Annotated in this window: 16 protein-coding genes; 7 read left to right on the top strand and 9 right to left on the bottom strand. The window is 72.5% G+C overall.

The window, feature by feature from the left end; genetic code table 11:
* Nucleotides 1-50: 50 nt before the first annotated feature.
* The 3 genes from ABZ714_RS29705 to ABZ714_RS29695 all read right to left on the bottom strand — a co-directional run bounded on the left by ABZ714_RS29705 (nucleotide 51) and on the right by ABZ714_RS29695 (nucleotide 3,448).
* Nucleotides 51-908, bottom strand: a complete 858-nt coding sequence (locus ABZ714_RS29705; RefSeq protein ID WP_358828444.1) for an alpha/beta hydrolase — start codon at nucleotides 906-908, stop codon at nucleotides 51-53.
* Between the two features lie 228 nt (nucleotides 909-1,136).
* Complete coding sequence (locus ABZ714_RS29700) at nucleotides 1,137-2,255, bottom strand: ABC transporter permease (RefSeq protein ID WP_358828443.1); 1,119 nt, start codon at nucleotides 2,253-2,255, stop codon at nucleotides 1,137-1,139.
* A gap of 224 nt (nucleotides 2,256-2,479) precedes the next feature.
* Nucleotides 2,480-3,448, bottom strand: a complete 969-nt coding sequence (locus tag ABZ714_RS29695; protein WP_358828442.1) for a lytic polysaccharide monooxygenase — start codon at nucleotides 3,446-3,448, stop codon at nucleotides 2,480-2,482.
* Between the two features lie 278 nt (nucleotides 3,449-3,726).
* Between ABZ714_RS29695 and ABZ714_RS29690 the strand changes: the two genes are divergently transcribed.
* Nucleotides 3,727-4,185, top strand: coding sequence for a pyridoxamine 5'-phosphate oxidase family protein (locus tag ABZ714_RS29690; protein ID WP_358828441.1), 459 nt, complete (start codon nucleotides 3,727-3,729; stop codon nucleotides 4,183-4,185).
* Between the two features lie 115 nt (nucleotides 4,186-4,300).
* On the opposite strand, the gene ABZ714_RS29685 is transcribed toward ABZ714_RS29690, so the two are convergent.
* Entirely contained in the window at nucleotides 4,301-4,990 is a 690-nt protein-coding gene (locus ABZ714_RS29685) for a response regulator (protein WP_358828467.1), read from the bottom strand.
* 128 nt (nucleotides 4,991-5,118) lie between these two features.
* On the opposite strand from ABZ714_RS29685, the gene ABZ714_RS29680 reads away from it, so the two are divergent.
* From ABZ714_RS29680 to ABZ714_RS29665, 4 genes are read left to right on the top strand one after another with little or no spacing between them, the layout of a single operon-like run.
* A complete protein-coding gene (locus tag ABZ714_RS29680; RefSeq protein WP_358828440.1) occupies nucleotides 5,119-6,102 on the top strand; it encodes a tripartite tricarboxylate transporter substrate binding protein in 984 nt (327 codons plus the stop codon).
* On the top strand, nucleotides 6,099-6,659 hold the full coding sequence (locus ABZ714_RS29675; RefSeq protein ID WP_358828439.1) for a tripartite tricarboxylate transporter TctB family protein: 561 nt from the start codon (nucleotides 6,099-6,101) through the stop codon (nucleotides 6,657-6,659). The genes ABZ714_RS29680 and ABZ714_RS29675 overlap by 4 nt, the downstream gene beginning before the upstream one ends.
* A gap of 4 nt (nucleotides 6,660-6,663) precedes the next feature.
* Nucleotides 6,664-8,163 carry a tripartite tricarboxylate transporter permease gene (locus ABZ714_RS29670; protein ID WP_358828438.1) on the top strand — a complete coding sequence of 500 codons (1,500 nt, stop codon included), beginning with the start codon at nucleotides 6,664-6,666 and terminating at the stop codon, nucleotides 8,161-8,163.
* A 19-nt stretch (nucleotides 8,164-8,182) separates the two neighbouring features.
* Nucleotides 8,183-8,665: a GNAT family N-acetyltransferase gene (locus tag ABZ714_RS29665; protein ID WP_358828437.1), complete on the top strand. Its 483-nt coding sequence runs from the start codon at nucleotides 8,183-8,185 to the stop codon at nucleotides 8,663-8,665.
* Nucleotides 8,666-8,708: 43 nt separating this feature from the next.
* Here the strand turns inward: ABZ714_RS29665 and ABZ714_RS29660 are convergent, their stop codons facing one another.
* Nucleotides 8,709-9,407 carry an NAD(P)H-binding protein gene (locus tag ABZ714_RS29660; protein WP_358828436.1) on the bottom strand — a complete coding sequence of 233 codons (699 nt, stop codon included), beginning with the start codon at nucleotides 9,405-9,407 and terminating at the stop codon, nucleotides 8,709-8,711.
* A 94-nt stretch (nucleotides 9,408-9,501) separates the two neighbouring features.
* Here ABZ714_RS29660 and ABZ714_RS29655 point away from each other — a divergent pair, with 94 nt between their 5' ends.
* On the top strand, nucleotides 9,502-10,179 hold the full coding sequence (locus ABZ714_RS29655; protein WP_358828435.1) for a TetR/AcrR family transcriptional regulator: 678 nt from the start codon (nucleotides 9,502-9,504) through the stop codon (nucleotides 10,177-10,179).
* Nucleotides 10,180-10,250: 71 nt separating this feature from the next.
* Here the strand turns inward: ABZ714_RS29655 and ABZ714_RS29650 are convergent, their stop codons facing one another.
* Nucleotides 10,251-10,739 (bottom strand): DUF402 domain-containing protein, encoded by a 489-nt coding sequence (locus ABZ714_RS29650; protein ID WP_358828434.1) that lies wholly within the window; start codon nucleotides 10,737-10,739, stop codon nucleotides 10,251-10,253.
* 53 nt (nucleotides 10,740-10,792) lie between these two features.
* Here ABZ714_RS29650 and ABZ714_RS29645 point away from each other — a divergent pair, with 53 nt between their 5' ends.
* Complete coding sequence (locus ABZ714_RS29645; RefSeq protein WP_358828433.1) at nucleotides 10,793-11,173, top strand: GntR family transcriptional regulator; 381 nt, start codon at nucleotides 10,793-10,795, stop codon at nucleotides 11,171-11,173.
* Between the two features lie 70 nt (nucleotides 11,174-11,243).
* Here the strand turns inward: ABZ714_RS29645 and ABZ714_RS29640 are convergent, their stop codons facing one another.
* The 3 genes from ABZ714_RS29640 to ABZ714_RS29630 all read right to left on the bottom strand — a co-directional run bounded on the left by ABZ714_RS29640 (nucleotide 11,244) and on the right by ABZ714_RS29630 (nucleotide 14,470).
* Entirely contained in the window at nucleotides 11,244-12,395 is a 1,152-nt protein-coding gene (locus ABZ714_RS29640; RefSeq protein ID WP_358828432.1) for a DUF5925 domain-containing protein, read from the bottom strand.
* 168 nt (nucleotides 12,396-12,563) lie between these two features.
* Nucleotides 12,564-13,376 (bottom strand): polysaccharide deacetylase family protein, encoded by an 813-nt coding sequence (locus ABZ714_RS29635; RefSeq protein WP_358828431.1) that lies wholly within the window; start codon nucleotides 13,374-13,376, stop codon nucleotides 12,564-12,566.
* On the bottom strand, nucleotides 13,373-14,470 hold the full coding sequence (locus tag ABZ714_RS29630) for a glycosyltransferase family 2 protein (protein WP_358828466.1): 1,098 nt from the start codon (nucleotides 14,468-14,470) through the stop codon (nucleotides 13,373-13,375). The genes ABZ714_RS29635 and ABZ714_RS29630 overlap by 4 nt, the downstream gene beginning before the upstream one ends.
* Nucleotides 14,471-14,483 lie beyond the last annotated feature (13 nt).

Raw genomic sequence — 14,483 nt, 5'->3', positions numbered from 1 at the left:
CCTCGGGCGGCGTCCCGGCCCCTCGTCCGTCCGCAGGCCCGGCCGGGCCGTTACAGATCCTCGATCAGCCAGTTGAGCACCCTCGGCAGGGCGTGCAGGGCGTCGAAGTGCGCTGCGGCCGGCTCCAGTACGGCGGTCGCCCCGGGGATCCGTTCGGCCAGCCAGCGGGAGTGACCGACGGGCGAGAACACGTCCTTCTCGCCGTGCCAGAGCATCACCGGACCGCTGATGTCGGCCGGGTCGAAGCCCCAGGGGCCGCAGAAGGCCATGGCGTCGTCGATCCAGCCCCAGGCCGAGGTCCGCAGCGCCTCCTGGTAGTTGCGGAGCAGCATGGACCGTACGCCCGCGTCGGCGACGACGGCCCGGTCGGAGTCGGGCAGCTCGTGCCGGAGATCGTTGAGGAGCTTGATCGGGTCCTTGCGGATCTCGTCGGAGCGCAGGGTGAAGAGTTCGGTGAAGGCGACGGGGTCGTCCAGGGCCGAGGTGTAGGCGTCCACATTGGAGGCGGCCATCCCGTCGAACCAGTCGAGCCCGACCGCGTCCCGGGGCGCCAGGGTCACCAGCGCCGCGGTCCGGTCGACCCGGTCCGGCATCAGGGCGGCGCAGGCCAGGGCGTGCGGCGCGCCGCCGGAGCGGCCGACGACCGAGAACCGCTCCAGCTCCAGTTCGTCGGCGATCGCCCGGACGTCCTGGGCGACATCGGCGACGCTGCGGCCCGCGAGCCGGTCGGAGCCGCCGTAGCCCGGCCGGTCGTAGACGATCAGCTGCATGCCCCGCTGGTAGAGCACCATGCCGCGGGGCGCCGGGCCCAGTCTGCTGCCGGGGGTGCCGTGGAGCAGGAAGACCGGCTTGCCCTGTGGATCCCCCAGCCGTTCCGTGATCAGATGCCGCCCGTCGTCCGTGCGCACCCGACGTCGCACTCCCGTCCCCCTTTTCACCCCGATCGCCCTGGGCCGTGCCTGCGGGATCCGTCGGCCACGAGAAAGTTCCCAGGTGCGGGCCGGCCGCCGCATACGCGCGTTCCCGGCCCTTTGATGATTACCCATGGAGGGGCCGGGGATCAGCAGGTTTTGTCATCACTTGGCGGCGGATTCGAGAGCCGGTGGCCGGATCGGGCCTCCGGGCGTGCGCCGGTGCTATGCCGGGGTGGTGCTTCCGGGCCCGGGGGACGCCGGAGCCGCCGCGTCGGCGCGCTCCCCGGCGCGGCGGCGCAGTACGGCGCAGACCATGGTGACCAGGGCGCCGCCGACCGCCCAGGCGGAGATCACCAGCATCGGTCCCAGGGCGCCGTTGCCGCGGAAGTAGCTGATGGACCGGGCGGCGTAGGTCCCGGCCCCGGGGGGCAGGGCGGGGCCGACCGCCTGCCAGAACGGTGGCAGCAGCGGATACGGATAGGCGCCGCCCGCACTGGGGTTGCCGAGGACCACCACGATCAGGATGGCCAGGCCGATCCCGATGATCCCGGCCAGCCCCTGGAGAGCGAGGGTGAGCGCGCCGACGGCGAAGACCAGCAGGGCGCCGAGCCCCCAGAGGGCGGGCACGCTGCCGGGCAGGGCGTCGAGTACCGGTCCGGCGATCACCGTACCGAGCAGTCCGGCGACGACGGAGTAGATCAGCAGTACCCCCAGCCTGATCAGTGCCCGGTGGGGGTTGGCGGGCCGGGCCCCGGCGCTGACGGCGAGTACGGCGGCGCAGAGGTAGCCGCCCACGCACCAGCCGATGACCAGGTAGAACGAGGTCAGACCGCGGGCGTCGCCGGGGGCGTCGGGGACGACGTCGAGTACGTCGACGGCACGTCCCTCGGCCTTCTCGGCCCGGGTCACGACGGCGGTCAGGGCGTCGGAGAGCGAGGCGCCGGACGCGCTGGCCACCAGCAGCCGGTCGGGTCCGGCGGGGGAGAGCAGCAGGGCGCCGTCGACCTCGCGGTTCCCGATCTGGCGGCGGGCGGTCGCCTCGTCGGCCACGGCGCGCGGGTCGAGCGGGTCGCCGGGCAGCGCCGCGAGATCCCGTACGGCCCGGTCGGCGGCGGCCGGGGTGGGCGCGACGACGGCGAGCGGGATGTCCGTCGGCTTCGGATGGTGGAAGGCGCCGATGTAGGAGGTGATGAAGCCCAGCTGGAGGGCGAGCACCCCGATGATCAGCAGCGCCGCCCGGAGCGTGACCGCGTCCCTGACCTCGTCGAGGAAGCCCGGACGCGGGGGGATCCGGCCCGGGGTGTGGGGGGTGGGCGGGTCGCCGTCCGTAGTCCGCGTCATGGCCCCACGGTCGGGGTACGGCGCCCTGCCCGCAGGCGGGACGGGGCCGAATGGGGGCATCCGGGGCTGCGGGGAGGGTGACCGCGGTGGTCCGGGGCGGGAGACGGACCGCGCGTCCGGGACCTGGAAACCGTACGGCCCCGGAAAACGGACCGCGCGTCCGTCAGCGGCTGACGGACGCGCGGTCGTGTGCCGCCGTGGCGGCGGAAGGCCGTGACCCGGGGTCAGCGGCCGACGGACGTCGCCCGGCGACGTGCCGACATGAAGACCACACCGGTACCGATGGCGAGGACCAGCCCGCCACCCGCGGCGATGTACGGCGTGCTGCTGTCGCCGCCGGTCTCCGCGAGGGCCTTGGACTCGCCCTGGGCGGCGTGGCCGCCGCCGTGCGCGTCGGCGCCCTTGTCGGACTTCTGGCCGGACGCGTACTTCGCGTTGGCCTTGGTCTCGGCGTGCGAGTCGCCACCGTGTCCGCCGTGGTCGACGGTGGACTTGGCGGCGGTCTGCTCCAGCTGGGTCTCGGTCGGGGCCTGGGCCCGGGGGGCTCCGGCCGTACCGCCGCCGAAGACCACGTCCGAGCAGGTGTAGAACGCCTCGGGCGAGTCGGAGCGCTGCAGGACCGAGAAGACCAGGTGGCGGCCCTGCTTCTGCGGGACGTTGCCCTGGAACACGAACGAGCCGTTCACCAGCTTGGGGTTGGTGACCGAGACGAACGGCTGGCTCTCCAGGTCGGACCACTTCAGCGGCTTCGTGGGGTCGTAGCCGTCCTTGGTGATGTACAGGTCCATCGTGCCCACGTGGGGGGCGGTGGCCCGCCACTGGAAGGTCTTCGAGCCCGCGGACATGGGGGAGGACGGCCAGTCGGTGCGCGGCGCGTCCAGGCCCTTGTACTTGTCCCGGCCGACGGAGCAGAGCTTGCCGTCCGGGATCTGCGAGCGGTGGGCCCCGGCCACGGCAGGCAGGTTGACCTCGTTCCAGTCGTACAGCGGCTGGGTGCCGCCGGCGGCGACGAGCGCCTTACAGGCGGCGGAGTCGGGGCTCTCCGGTCCTTCCGCGTGGCACGCGGCGATTCGGCTGACCGGGTCCGTCATGGAACCGTGGGCGGCGGCGGGGGTGGCCGTCAGCCCGGCCAGCGCCAGCGGCGCGAGGCCGAGTGCGGCGGCGGCCATGGTGACCTTGCGGCGAGCGGTCATCGTGACGTTCTCCTCAACATTGGGGGGAGCCGGAGCGGTCCGAAGGGGATGCGCAGCCCGTCGTTCACCTCTTGCGCATTGGTCCGGACCAATCTCCGGCATCAGCCAAGCTAACCCGTCCGAGCGCCGAAGTCCCGTGCCGGAACGGGAACATGGCGATCCTTATCCTTGTTTTAAGGAGGCGCTAAGCGCGGGCTGAGGATCCGGCGGCACGGTTTCCCCGGCCCGCCCGGCGTGCCGGATTCGTACCCTCGAAGAAAAGCGGAGGAAGAGCGTCCATGGCAGCAGGTTCTCCTGCCCTCAGCAGGGAAGAGCGCGATCAGTTCCTACTCGAACCCCATATCGGGGCCCTCTCGGTGGACTCCGGGGAAGAGGGGCGGGCGCCGCTGACGGTGCCCATCTGGTACCAGTACGAACCCGGCGGCGAACTATGGGTGACGACCGCGGTCGGCTCGCGGAAGGCGAAGCTGCTCACCGCCGCGGGCCGCTTCTCCCTCATGGTGGACCGGGTGGAGCCGACCGTGCGGTACGTCTCCGTGGAGGGGCCGATCGTCGGTTCCGAACCCTGTACCAGGGAGCGGATGAGGGAGATCGCGGCCCGCTATCTGCCGGCCGACAAGGTGGAGGCCTATCTCGACTACTCCCAGGCCGAGTTCGGCTACTCGCTGGTCTTCCGGATGCGCCCCCAGCGCTGGCTCAGCGCCGAGCTGGGGGCGTCGCCCGTGCCGGAATCGTAGGCCCCCGCCTGTGAAGGCCCGCTGATCCCCCGCACCATCGGTGCCACGGGTCACAGCGGGCCGACGGGGGTACGGCACGGAGTGCCATCGCGGTACGGGGGTACGGCCCGGCGCCTCAGCGCCGTCCGGCGATCCGGTACCGCCGCTCGGGCCGGCCGGTCCCGCCGTACCGCAGCGTCACCTCCACCCGGCCCGTCTCCACGAAGTACTCCAGGTAGCGGCGGGCGCTGACCCGCGACAGGGAGCCCGCCTCCGCGCACTCCGACGCCGACAGATCCCCCGGATGCTCCCGCAGGATCCGCTCCACCAGCTCGGCCGTATGCGGCGCCAGCCCCTTGGGCAGCCCCCGGGCCCCGGGCGGCCGGGTGCCGAAGATCTGGTCGACGTCCTCCTGCCGCGCCTGCCCGAGCCGGTCGAACCGGGACCGCAGCGACGCCACGTGCCGCAGCTGCTCCTGGAGCGCCGACTGGCTGAAGGGCTTGATCAGGTAGTGCAGGGCACCCGCCCGCAGCGCCGCCCGTACCAGCTCCGCGTCCCGCGCGGCGGTGATGAACAAAGCGTCCACAGTGGCCCTGGCGGGGTCCCGTTCCTCGGCCGCCCGTAGCTCCCGCAGGACCCCCAAACCGTCCATATCGGGCAGATAGATATCGAGCAGCACGAGGTCCGGCCGGAGCCGTTCAGCCGCGCGCAGCGCCTCCGCGCCGCTGTGGGCCACCCCGGCCACTCGGAAGCCGTCCGTCGCCGACACATAGCGGCTGTGGAGCTTGGCGACCATGAAGTCGTCGTCCACCACCAGCACATTCATCACGAGCTCACGCTAAGCCGGGACCACAATGACCACAACGTCCGTTGATTCCGGAAGAGAGACACTTTCTTAACGCGACGGCAACATGTGGGCCACCTCACATCAACTCCTACCGAGAGGCGGCTCACGTGCGATTGCGCACTCCCCTCGCCCTGCTCGGGGCGGCGTTGCTGGTGCTCGTGGGGCCGCCCCTGCTCAGCACGGGCGACACCTCCGAGACCGGCACGAAGATCCCCGGGCTGCGGTTCATGGTCCCCAACACCCCGGGCGGGGGCTACGACATCACCGCGCGCACCGCGGCGAAGAACGCCGAAGACGCCAACCTGACCCACGACATCGAGGTCTTCAACCTCCCCGGTGCCGGCGGCACGGTCGGCCTCGCCCGCCTCGTCTCCGAGCGCGGCAACGGCAAGCTCGCGATGTCCATGGGTCTCGGTGTCGTCGGCGCGGTGCACGCCAACAAGACCCCCAAGACCCTCGCGGACACCACGCCGATCGCCCGGCTCACCGAAGAGCAGGACATCGTCGTCGTCTCCAAGGACTCGCCCTACAAGACGATCCAGGACCTGCTGGAGGCGTGGAAGGCGAACCCGCGGAAGCTGGCCGTCGGCGGCGGCTCGTCCCCCGGCGGCCCCGACCACCTCGCGCCGATGCTGATGGCGCAGGCGGCGGGCATCGCCCCGAAGTCGGTCAACTACATCCCCTTCGACGGCGGCGGCGAACTGCTCGCCTCCATCCTGGGCAACAAGGTCGCCTTCGGCGTCTCCGGCGTCGGCGAGTACCTGGACCAGATCAAATCCGGTGAGCTGCGGCTGCTGGCCGTGACCGGCCCCAAGCGGGTGCCCGGTCTCGACGCCCCCACCCTGCGCGAGGCCGGCCTCGACACCGAGTTCACCAACTGGCGCGGCATCGTGGCTCCCCCCGGCCTCTCGGAGAAGGAGCAGGAGAAGCTGGTCAATCTGATCAAGAAGCTCCATGCGTCCCCCGAGTGGAAGGAGTCGCTGAAGAAGCACGGCTGGGACGACGCCTTCCTCCCCGGTGAGGAGTTCGGCGAGTTCCTCGACGAGCAGAACAAGCGCGTGGACCAGGTGCTGAAGGAGCTGGGGCTGTGAACACTTCCGAGACTCCCGCCGCCGGCCCCGCCGAGGGCCCGGGCCGGGCCGCCCCCGAGGGCCGCCGCTCCTGGCTGCGCGACCACTCCGAGCTGGGTGTCAGCGTCCTGCTGTTCGCCATCGGGGTACTCGTCCTCACCGACGCCCTCACCATGGACGTCTCGATCTCCGAGCGGGGCCCGGTCGGCCCCAAGACCGTCCCGATCGTGGTCGGTATCGGACTCCTGGTGGTCGCCGTCCTGCTCGCCGTCGACGTCATGCGCGGCGGCCGGGGAGAGGCGGAGGGCGGCGAGGACATCGACCTCAGCGAGCCCAGCGACTGGCAGACCGTTCTGCTGCTCACCGGTGTCTTCCTCGGCTTCGCCGTCCTGATCGGCCCGATCGGCTTCCCCATCGCCGGAACCCTGCTCTTCTGGGGTGCCGCGTTCGCCCTCGGCAGCCGCCACTACCACCGCGATCCACTGATCGCCGCGGTGATCGCGCTCAGCACGTACTACGTCTTCAACAACCTGCTCGGCGTCCCGTTGCCGGGTGGCCCGCTCATGGGGGTGCTGTAGCCCGATGGATTCGATCAACTCACTGATAGACGGCTTCGGCACAGCGCTGACGCCGATGAACCTCCTCTGGGCGGCGATCGGTGTCCTGCTGGGCACCGCGATCGGTGTCCTCCCCGGCATCGGCCCGGCCATGGCCGTGGCCCTGCTGCTCCCCGTCACCTACGGACTCGAACCGACCGGCGCCTTCATCATGTTCGCCGGTATCTACTACGGAGCCATGTTCGGCGGCTCCACCACCTCGATCCTGCTCAACACGCCCGGTGAGAGCGCGGCGGTGGTCGCCGCGATCGAGGGCAATCCGATGGCGAAATCGGGGCGCGGCGCCCAAGCCCTGGCCGCCGCCGCGATCGGTCACTTCGCGGGCGGCATGATCGGCACGATGCTGCTGGTCATGCTGGCTCCCAAGGTCGCCGAGCTGGCCGTGGACATCGGCGCCCCCGACTACTTCGCGATCATGGTCCTGGCGTTCATCGCCGTCACCTCGGTCCTCGGCTCCTCCCGGATCCGCGGTCTGGCCTCCCTGCTGATCGGTCTCACCATCGGTCTCGTCGGTCTGGACTCCATGACCGGCCAGCAGCGGCTCACCTTCGGCTCGCTCCAGCTCGCCGACGGTGTGGACGTCGTCATCGTCGCGGTCGGTCTCTTCGCCATCGGCGAGGCCCTCTGGGTCGCCGCCCATCTGCGCCGCGGCGGCGCCCCGCCGATCCCGGTCGGCCGCCCCTGGCTCGGCAAGGACGACGTCAAGCGGACCTGGAAGCCGTGGCTGCGCGGTCCGTTCATCGGCTTCCCGTTCGGCGCGATCCCGGCCGGTGGCGCGGAGATTCCCACCTTCCTCTCCTACGTCACCGAGAAGCGGCTCTCCAAGAACAAGAACGAGTTCGGCAAGGGCGCCATCGAGGGCGTCGCGGGTCCGGAGTCGGCGGCCTCCGCCTCGGCGGCCGGCACCCTGGTCTCGATGCTCACCCTCGGTCTGCCCACGACGGCCGTGGCCGCCGTGATGCTCGCCGCGTTCCAGCAGTACGGCATCCAGCCCGGCCCGCTCCTCTTCGAGCGGGAGCCCGACCTGGTGTGGGGCCTGATCGCCTCCCTCTTCGTCGGTATGGTGCTGCTGCTGGCGCTGAACCTGCCGCTCGCCCCGGTCTGGGCGAAGCTGCTCCGGATCCCGCGGCCGTACCTCTACGCGGGCATCCTCTTCTTCGCCGGAGTCGGCGCCTACGCGGTCGGCGGCGAGGCCCTCGACCTGGTCATCCTGCTGATCATCGGTCTGATCGGTCTCGGGATGCGCCGTTACGGGCTGCCGATCCTGCCCGCGGTCATCGGTGTCATCCTCGGCCCGGGCGCCGAGATGCAGCTCCGGCGGGCGCTCCAGCTCAGCGACGGCAGCGTCTCCGGCCTGGTCAACACCGGCTTCTCGGTCACGGTGTACGTCATCATCGCGATCCTGCTGGCCTGGCCGCTGCTGAAGAAGCTCTTCCTGCGCCGCCGCGCCGGCGTCTCGTCCTGAACCGGGATGTGAGCTGACCATGGACACCCGCCCAGCCGTCACCGCCGATGTACCGCTGGTGAAAGCCGTGACCGACGCGGCCTACCACCACTACATCGACCGGATCGGAACCGTGCCCGCCCCCATGAAGGCGGACCACACGGCCGATGTGGCGGCGGGGCGGGTGTTCGTCATCGGCGAGCCGGTCCTGGGGGTGATCGTCCTCGTCCCCCGCGAGGACCATCTCTTCCTGGAGTCGGTCGCCGTCCACCCCGACGCCCGGGGATCCGGCCTCGGCCGGGCCCTGCTCCGGCTGGCGGAGACCCGGGCGCGGGAGCTGGGCCTGCCGGAGATCCGGCTCTACACCAACGCCCTGATGTGGGAGAACCAGAACCTCTACGCGCGCTACGGCTACGAGATCACCGAGCGCCGGGTCGACGGCCCCTACGACCGCATCCACTACCGCAAGCCGCTGCGGCCCGAGGCGGTCGCCGCCCGGGGGATCCGCCGCCGGGAGATCTGAGCCCCGCCTTCCCCGCGAGCCCCGCCGTACCCGCGAGACCGGCTCAGCCGCCGTGCTTCAGCGCGCTCGGGGTGAGCCTCCCGACGATCGCCGGGGCCTCCCGTACCAGCGCCTCGTCGGCCAGCGCCGTCACCATGAAGAGGGCGAAATCGGTCCGCCGGGTCCGGTCGCCGGCCAGTACCGGATCGCCCACATGCCGGCTCCAGACCGGGAGCCCCTGGCTCTCGCCCTCCTCCAGCGTGCTGCCGCGCACCACGGTCCACCGGGTGTCGCTGGCGAAGATCCGCCGGCATGCCTCCACCTGGTCGTCGATCTCGACCGCGCGGACGAGCCTGCCGATGACGGCGGAGATCCGGACGCCCCAGAGGAAGAGCCGCGAATACCGGTCGCGGCCGTCGCGCGAGATGTGCCAGCCGCAGGAGAAGACCAGCCGGGCCCCCGGCCGCGCGTGGTCGAGCACCGCCTGGGCCGTCCCCGACGAGTACTGCCGCACCCCCCACGGCACCAGGACCGTGAGCACCCCGTCGCACCCCTGGACCGCCCGGCGGATCACCTCCGGGTCGTTCGTGGGTCCGGGGACCACGGTGATCCGGTCCTCGAAGCCGGCCAGCTTCGGCACGCTCGCCTCCCGGCAGACCCCGACGACCTCATAGCCCCGGTCCAGGGCGTGCCGGACCATGTACCGGCCCAGCTTTCCCGACGCCCCGATGACGCAGACCTTCCCGATGTGCTCCGTACCCATGGCGCGACCCCTTCGCCGACCTGTTCACCTTATGGTGTAAGGCAAGCTAACCTTATGGCGTAAGGCGGTCAAGGGACGGAACGGAGGAAGGCCGATGGCCAAGGGGGTCAGGGGCGGACCCGGAGCGGCGGCGCGTACCCCGCTGAGCCGGGAGCGGGTGATCCGTACGGCGATGGCGGTGGCCGACGAGAAGGGCGCGGCGGCCCTCACCATGCGGGCGGTCGCCGCCCCGCTGGGCGTCGAGGCGATGTCCCTCTACCACCATGTCGCGGGCCGGGAGGACATTCTCGACGGCATGGTCGACGCGGTCTTCGGCGAGATCGAACTCCCGCCGCGCGACACCGACTGGAAGAGCGCCGTACGGCACCGGGCGCACTCCGCCCGGACCGTACTCGGGCGCCACCCGTGGGCCGTCCCCCTGCTGGACTCCCGTACCCGGCCCGGACCCATGACCCTGCGCCACCACGACGCCGTCATCGGGGCACTGCGTGCCGGGGGATTCTCGGTCCGGCTGGCCGCCCACGCCGTCTCACTGATCGACAGCTATCTCTACGGCTTCGTCGTCCAGGAGCTGAGTCTGCCGTTCCGGAGCCCGGCCGAGCACGACGAGGTGGCGGGCGCGGTCCTGGCGGAGCTGCCCGCCGACACCTACCCCCATCTCGCCGAACTCGTCACCGAGCAGATCCGGGGCTCCGGCTACGACCCGGCGGCCGAGTTCGCCTTCGGCCTCGGTCTCGTCCTCGACGCGCTCCATCCGGACGAGCCGGCCTGACCGCCGCCGCCCGGCCCGGCCCCGTACCGGCCGACGGCCCGGGACCGGCCCGTCGGGCCGCGCGGTCCCGGCTACGCCAGCAGCGCCGCACCGCCGTCCGGGCCCGTGGCCAGGGCCGCCAGCGCGTCCAGGGTCCGCCGCGCCGAAGCCGCCGCCTCCGGGTCGCGGTCGGCGAGGCCGCTCGCCGCGAACTCGTCCTCGTCGAGCCGGAGCGGCGCCCCGCCGTCCGGCGGCACCCACAGATCGAGGTCCAGATCCTCCACCGTCAGTACGTCCCCGGCCACCCGTACCGGCCGGGTGATGTCGCAGTACCAGCCCTTCAGCCCGCCGCCGGGGCCCCGGACCTCCTTCACCGCGTACCAGCGGTCCCGCCAGTAGTACTCGGTGAAGACATCGCCCGGCTCGAAGCGGACGAAGCCGAAGTCCCGTACGCCCGGCGCCGCCCAGGGCGCCTTCACCACCAACCGGACCCCGTCGTCGGCGATCAGCTCCGCCGGATAGACGATCTTCGTACGGCCCGCTTTCGTCAGCCGTACCCCGACGGCCGTGCCGTCCGCCATTCCGCTCTCCTCCCCGTCGTCCCCACGGCCGTTCCGTGGGGCAGAATTCGCCCGTGACCCTCTCGATCGACATCGACGACGCGTCCGGCGTCGCCCCCTTCGAACAGCTCCGTGCCCGAGTCGCCGAGCTGGCCAGGTCCGGCGCTCTGCCCGTCGGCTACCGGCTGCCCACCGTGCGCGGCCTCGCCGACGACCTCGGCCTCGCCCCCAACACGGTCGCCAAGGCGTATCGCGCGCTGGAGGCGGACGGGGTGATCGAGACCCGGGGCCGCAACGGGACCTTCGTCGCCGCCGCCGCGGATGCCGCGGCCCGGGAACTGGCCCGCGCGGCCGCCGCCTTCGCCGAGCGCGCCCACCGTCTCGGGGCCGACTCCGAGGCGGCCGGAGCCGCGGCCCGCGACGCGCTGCGCGCCGTCTACGGCCCCGGCTCCTGACCGGTCGCCGGTACGGCCCGGGGCGCCCGGCGGTCTGCAGCGCCGACCCGTATCGTCTACCCGCCCCGGATCAGAGGTAGAGCCCCGCCGAGGGTGCCGTCGACTGGCCCGGGACCGAGGCCGGGGTGCCGCCCCGGCGCAGCGCGTACAGCTCCGCGAGGGTCGAACCCTCCCGGCCCACGCCCTCGTCGGTGCCCAGCCAGGCCACCGACTCCGCGCGGGTGAGCGGACCGACCTCGATCCTGGCCAGACAGCGCCCGGGGCGGACCACCGCCGGATGCAGCCGCTCCAGATCCTCGTTGGTGGTGACCCCGACCAGCACATTGCGGCCCTGGCCGAGCAGCCCGTCGGTCAGATTCAGCAGCCGGGAGAGCGCCTGTCCGGTGGCGTGCTTCGCCTCGCCGCGGATCAGTTCGTCGCAGTCCTCCAGCAGCAGCAGCCGCCAGCGCTTGCCGCCGGGGGTGCCGTCCCCGCCGGAGTCGTCGTCGGCGTAGTCGTCTTCTTCGTCGTCGCGGCCGATGGCGATGTCCATCAGATAGCCGACGTCGTTGAAGAGGCGCTCCGGGTCGAGGACGCAGTCGACCTGGCACCAGTCGCGCCATGACCGGGCCAGGGTCCGCAGTGCCGATGTCTTGCCGGTCCCGGGCGGTCCGTGCAGCAGCAGCAGCCGTCCGGTGATGTCGTCCGGGGTGGTCTTCATCAGCTCGTCGAACGCGGCGCCGACCGGGGCCGTGTAGTTGCCGCGGACTTCCTGCCAGGAGCCCGCGGTGATCTGCCGGGTCGTCCGGCGCGGCCCGCGTCCGGGGGAGAAGTACCAGAACCCCATGGTGACGTTGTCGGGGGTGTCCTCCGCCTGGTCCGCCGCGTCCCGGGCGGCCAGCTCCAGCACCTCGCGGGCGAGTTCGTCCGAGGTCGCGGTGACGGTGATGTCGAGGGTCTGCTGCCAGCGGGCGGCGAGCAGGGTCCAGCCCTCGCCTTCGGCCAGTACCGCGCTCCGGCCGTTGCCCCCGGACGACCGGCGCAGCACGGTCGCGCCGGGCGGCAGCGACGGGGCGTCCCGTTGGGCGGGGTCGATATTGGCGGTCTGGGCGTAGGGCTGCTCACCACTGGCGAACCGGCTGATGAACAGGGCGTCGATGACACTCGTCGGCGTGTCGTCGTCGTCGAGGGTGAGCCGGATCGGTACGGCGTCCTGAGGTCGCGGGACTGGCATGCCGCCCATGATCCGTCACCGGTGCGGGTGACGCACCGGCTTTTGCGACCGCGTGGCGCGCGTCTCGCCGGGTCGGGCGCCGACGGGGCCCGGACGGCGGTACGGCGCCGGGCGCACCGGCCGCCCCGTACGGCCCGGCCCCCTCGACGGGTGGCGGGGCGTACGGCGCGGGGCGGTTCAGCCGCGGGGTCCGGCCGTCTCCCGCAGCAGGGCCGCCGCCCGGCGGGTACGGCGCACCGCCGCGTACCCCTTGGTCAGGACGCGGTCCCCGGCGAAGGTCCGGCGGATGGCCCGGCCCTCCACGATCCGGGTGAACTCCTCGATCCCGGTCCGGCGGCGGACCGTGAGCCGTTCGATGGCGTACGGGCCCTGGGCGGGCCTGGCCAGCCCGTTGCCGACGGCGAAGGACTGGGCGAAGCCCGCCGCGCGGACCGTCTCGCGGACCCGGCGGCTGGAGTAGCCGTAGGGATAGGCGAAGGAGCCCGGCACCTCGCCCAGTTCGCCCGCGACGACGTCCCGGCAGTGCTCGGTCTCGAACCGCAGCCGGGCGTCGTCGATCTGGTCCATCTGCGGATGGCTGTGGGTGTGGCCGCCGATCTCGGTACCGGCCGATGCCAGCTCCCGTACCTGGTCCCAGTCGAGCATGGTGTCGAGGGCGCCGCCCTCGTCGTGCGCGCCGCGCAGCCAGCCGGTGGAGACGAAGAGGGTCGAGGAGAAGCCATGGGCGGCGAGTACGGGCAGGGCGTGCCGGTGCACACCCTCGTAGCCGTCGTCGAAGGTGATCAGGACCGGCCGGGCCGGCAGCGGACTACGGCCGCCGGACCGCCAGGAGGCGCCCAGTTCGGCGGTGGTGACGGGGGTGAGGCCGCGTTCGGCGAGCACCGCCATCTGTTCGGCGAAGGCCGCGGGTGAGACGGAGAGCCCGTAGGTCTCCTTCGCCGGGGCGTCGGCCACGGCGTGGTACATCAGTACGGGTACGGGGGTGTTCATCGGGCGCCGCTCTCCCCGGGGGCGTCGGTACGGTCGGATCCGGCGGTTCCGGCCGGAGGGAGCGGCTCGATCGGCCCGGAGGCGAAGGTCACTCCGCCCCGGCGGGCCCGCAGGGTGCCCAGGGCGTAGCCGCCCGCGGCCGCGGCGACCCCGGTGACGATCGCCCCGGCGCGGCCCGCGCCGCCCCGGCGGCCCCGGGCCGCGTCCCGCAGCCCGCGGAGCACTCCGGCCGGGAGTACCCGGGTGGTGTAGCGGCGTTCGGACTCCAGTCCCTTGCCCGCGCCGACGCTCTTGGCGACGAGCGCCTTGGAGAGGCCTTCGGCGTAGGTACGGGTGCGGAAGTAGGCGAACCGCTCCCGGGCGGTGGGCACCTTGTGGTGGATCACCGCCCGGTCGTCGATCAGCAGGACCGCGTCCGGCAGCGCGTTCGACAGCCGGATGCAGAGTTCGGTCTCCTCGCAGCCCAGCGGTCGCTTGTCGCCGTCCCGGCCGATACCGGTGGCGAAGCCGCCCGCCGCGTCGAAGGCCGAGCGGCGGAAGGAGGCGTTGCCGCCGAGGACGTTGCGGACCTCGACCTTCCCCGGGGGCAGACCGCGGTAGGTGCAGCCGACGACCCAGTCGAATTCCTCGGGGAACCAGGCGGGCCGGTGACCGGAGGCCCAGGCCGCCTCGGTGCGGCCGCCGACGGCGACCACCGCCGGGTCGTCGTAGGCACCGGCGAAGACCCGCAGCCACTCCGGGTCGGCGACGGCGTCGTCGTCGAGGAAGGCGACGAATTCACCGCGGGCGGCGGCGATCCCGGTATTGCGTCCGGCGGAGAGCCCGCGGGGGCCCGCGTTGGCCATCACCCGTACCCCCCCGGCACCGGCCGGGAGCGCGGCGGATCCGGGGACGTACTCCTCGAACTCCCGGGCGAGCCGGTCCAGCAGGGCCGGGTTGTGATCCACCACCAGGACCGTCTCCAGGGCGGGCAGCGACTGGGCCCGGACCGAGGCGACGGCGGCGAGGATGTCGTCCCAGCGGTCGTCCGTATAGGCGCAGACGACCACGGTGAAGCGGCGGGGCCCGCGGTGCGGCCGGCCCCCCGCCCGCAGCGGATATCCCCAC

The sequence above is a fragment of the Streptomyces sp. NPDC006798 genome, from assembly GCF_040635975.1.
Lineage (GTDB): Bacteria > Actinomycetota > Actinomycetes > Streptomycetales > Streptomycetaceae > Streptomyces.
This window is presented reverse-complemented; position numbering and strand designations above follow the sequence as displayed.

Excerpts from the sequence above, each read along its gene's own strand:
- ABZ714_RS29640 (WP_358828432.1), bottom strand. The coding sequence starts at position 12,395 with ATGGGCGGCATGCCAGTCCCGCGACCTCAGGACGCCGTACCGATCCGG.
- ABZ714_RS29695 (WP_358828442.1), bottom strand. The coding sequence starts at position 3,448 with ATGACCGCTCGCCGCAAGGTCACCATGGCCGCCGCCGCACTCGGCCTC.
- ABZ714_RS29700 (WP_358828443.1), bottom strand. The coding sequence starts at position 2,255 with ATGACGCGGACTACGGACGGCGACCCGCCCACCCCCCACACCCCGGGC.
- ABZ714_RS29655 (WP_358828435.1), top strand. The coding sequence starts at position 9,502 with ATGGCCAAGGGGGTCAGGGGCGGACCCGGAGCGGCGGCGCGTACCCCG.
- ABZ714_RS29650 (WP_358828434.1), bottom strand. The coding sequence starts at position 10,739 with ATGGCGGACGGCACGGCCGTCGGGGTACGGCTGACGAAAGCGGGCCGT.
- ABZ714_RS29670 (WP_358828438.1), top strand. The coding sequence starts at position 6,664 with ATGGATTCGATCAACTCACTGATAGACGGCTTCGGCACAGCGCTGACG.
- ABZ714_RS29685 (WP_358828467.1), bottom strand. The coding sequence starts at position 4,990 with ATGAATGTGCTGGTGGTGGACGACGACTTCATGGTCGCCAAGCTCCAC.
- ABZ714_RS29660 (WP_358828436.1), bottom strand. The coding sequence starts at position 9,407 with ATGGGTACGGAGCACATCGGGAAGGTCTGCGTCATCGGGGCGTCGGGA.
- ABZ714_RS29690 (WP_358828441.1), top strand. The coding sequence starts at position 3,727 with ATGGCAGCAGGTTCTCCTGCCCTCAGCAGGGAAGAGCGCGATCAGTTC.
- ABZ714_RS29635 (WP_358828431.1), bottom strand. The coding sequence starts at position 13,376 with ATGAACACCCCCGTACCCGTACTGATGTACCACGCCGTGGCCGACGCC.
- ABZ714_RS29665 (WP_358828437.1), top strand. The coding sequence starts at position 8,183 with ATGGACACCCGCCCAGCCGTCACCGCCGATGTACCGCTGGTGAAAGCC.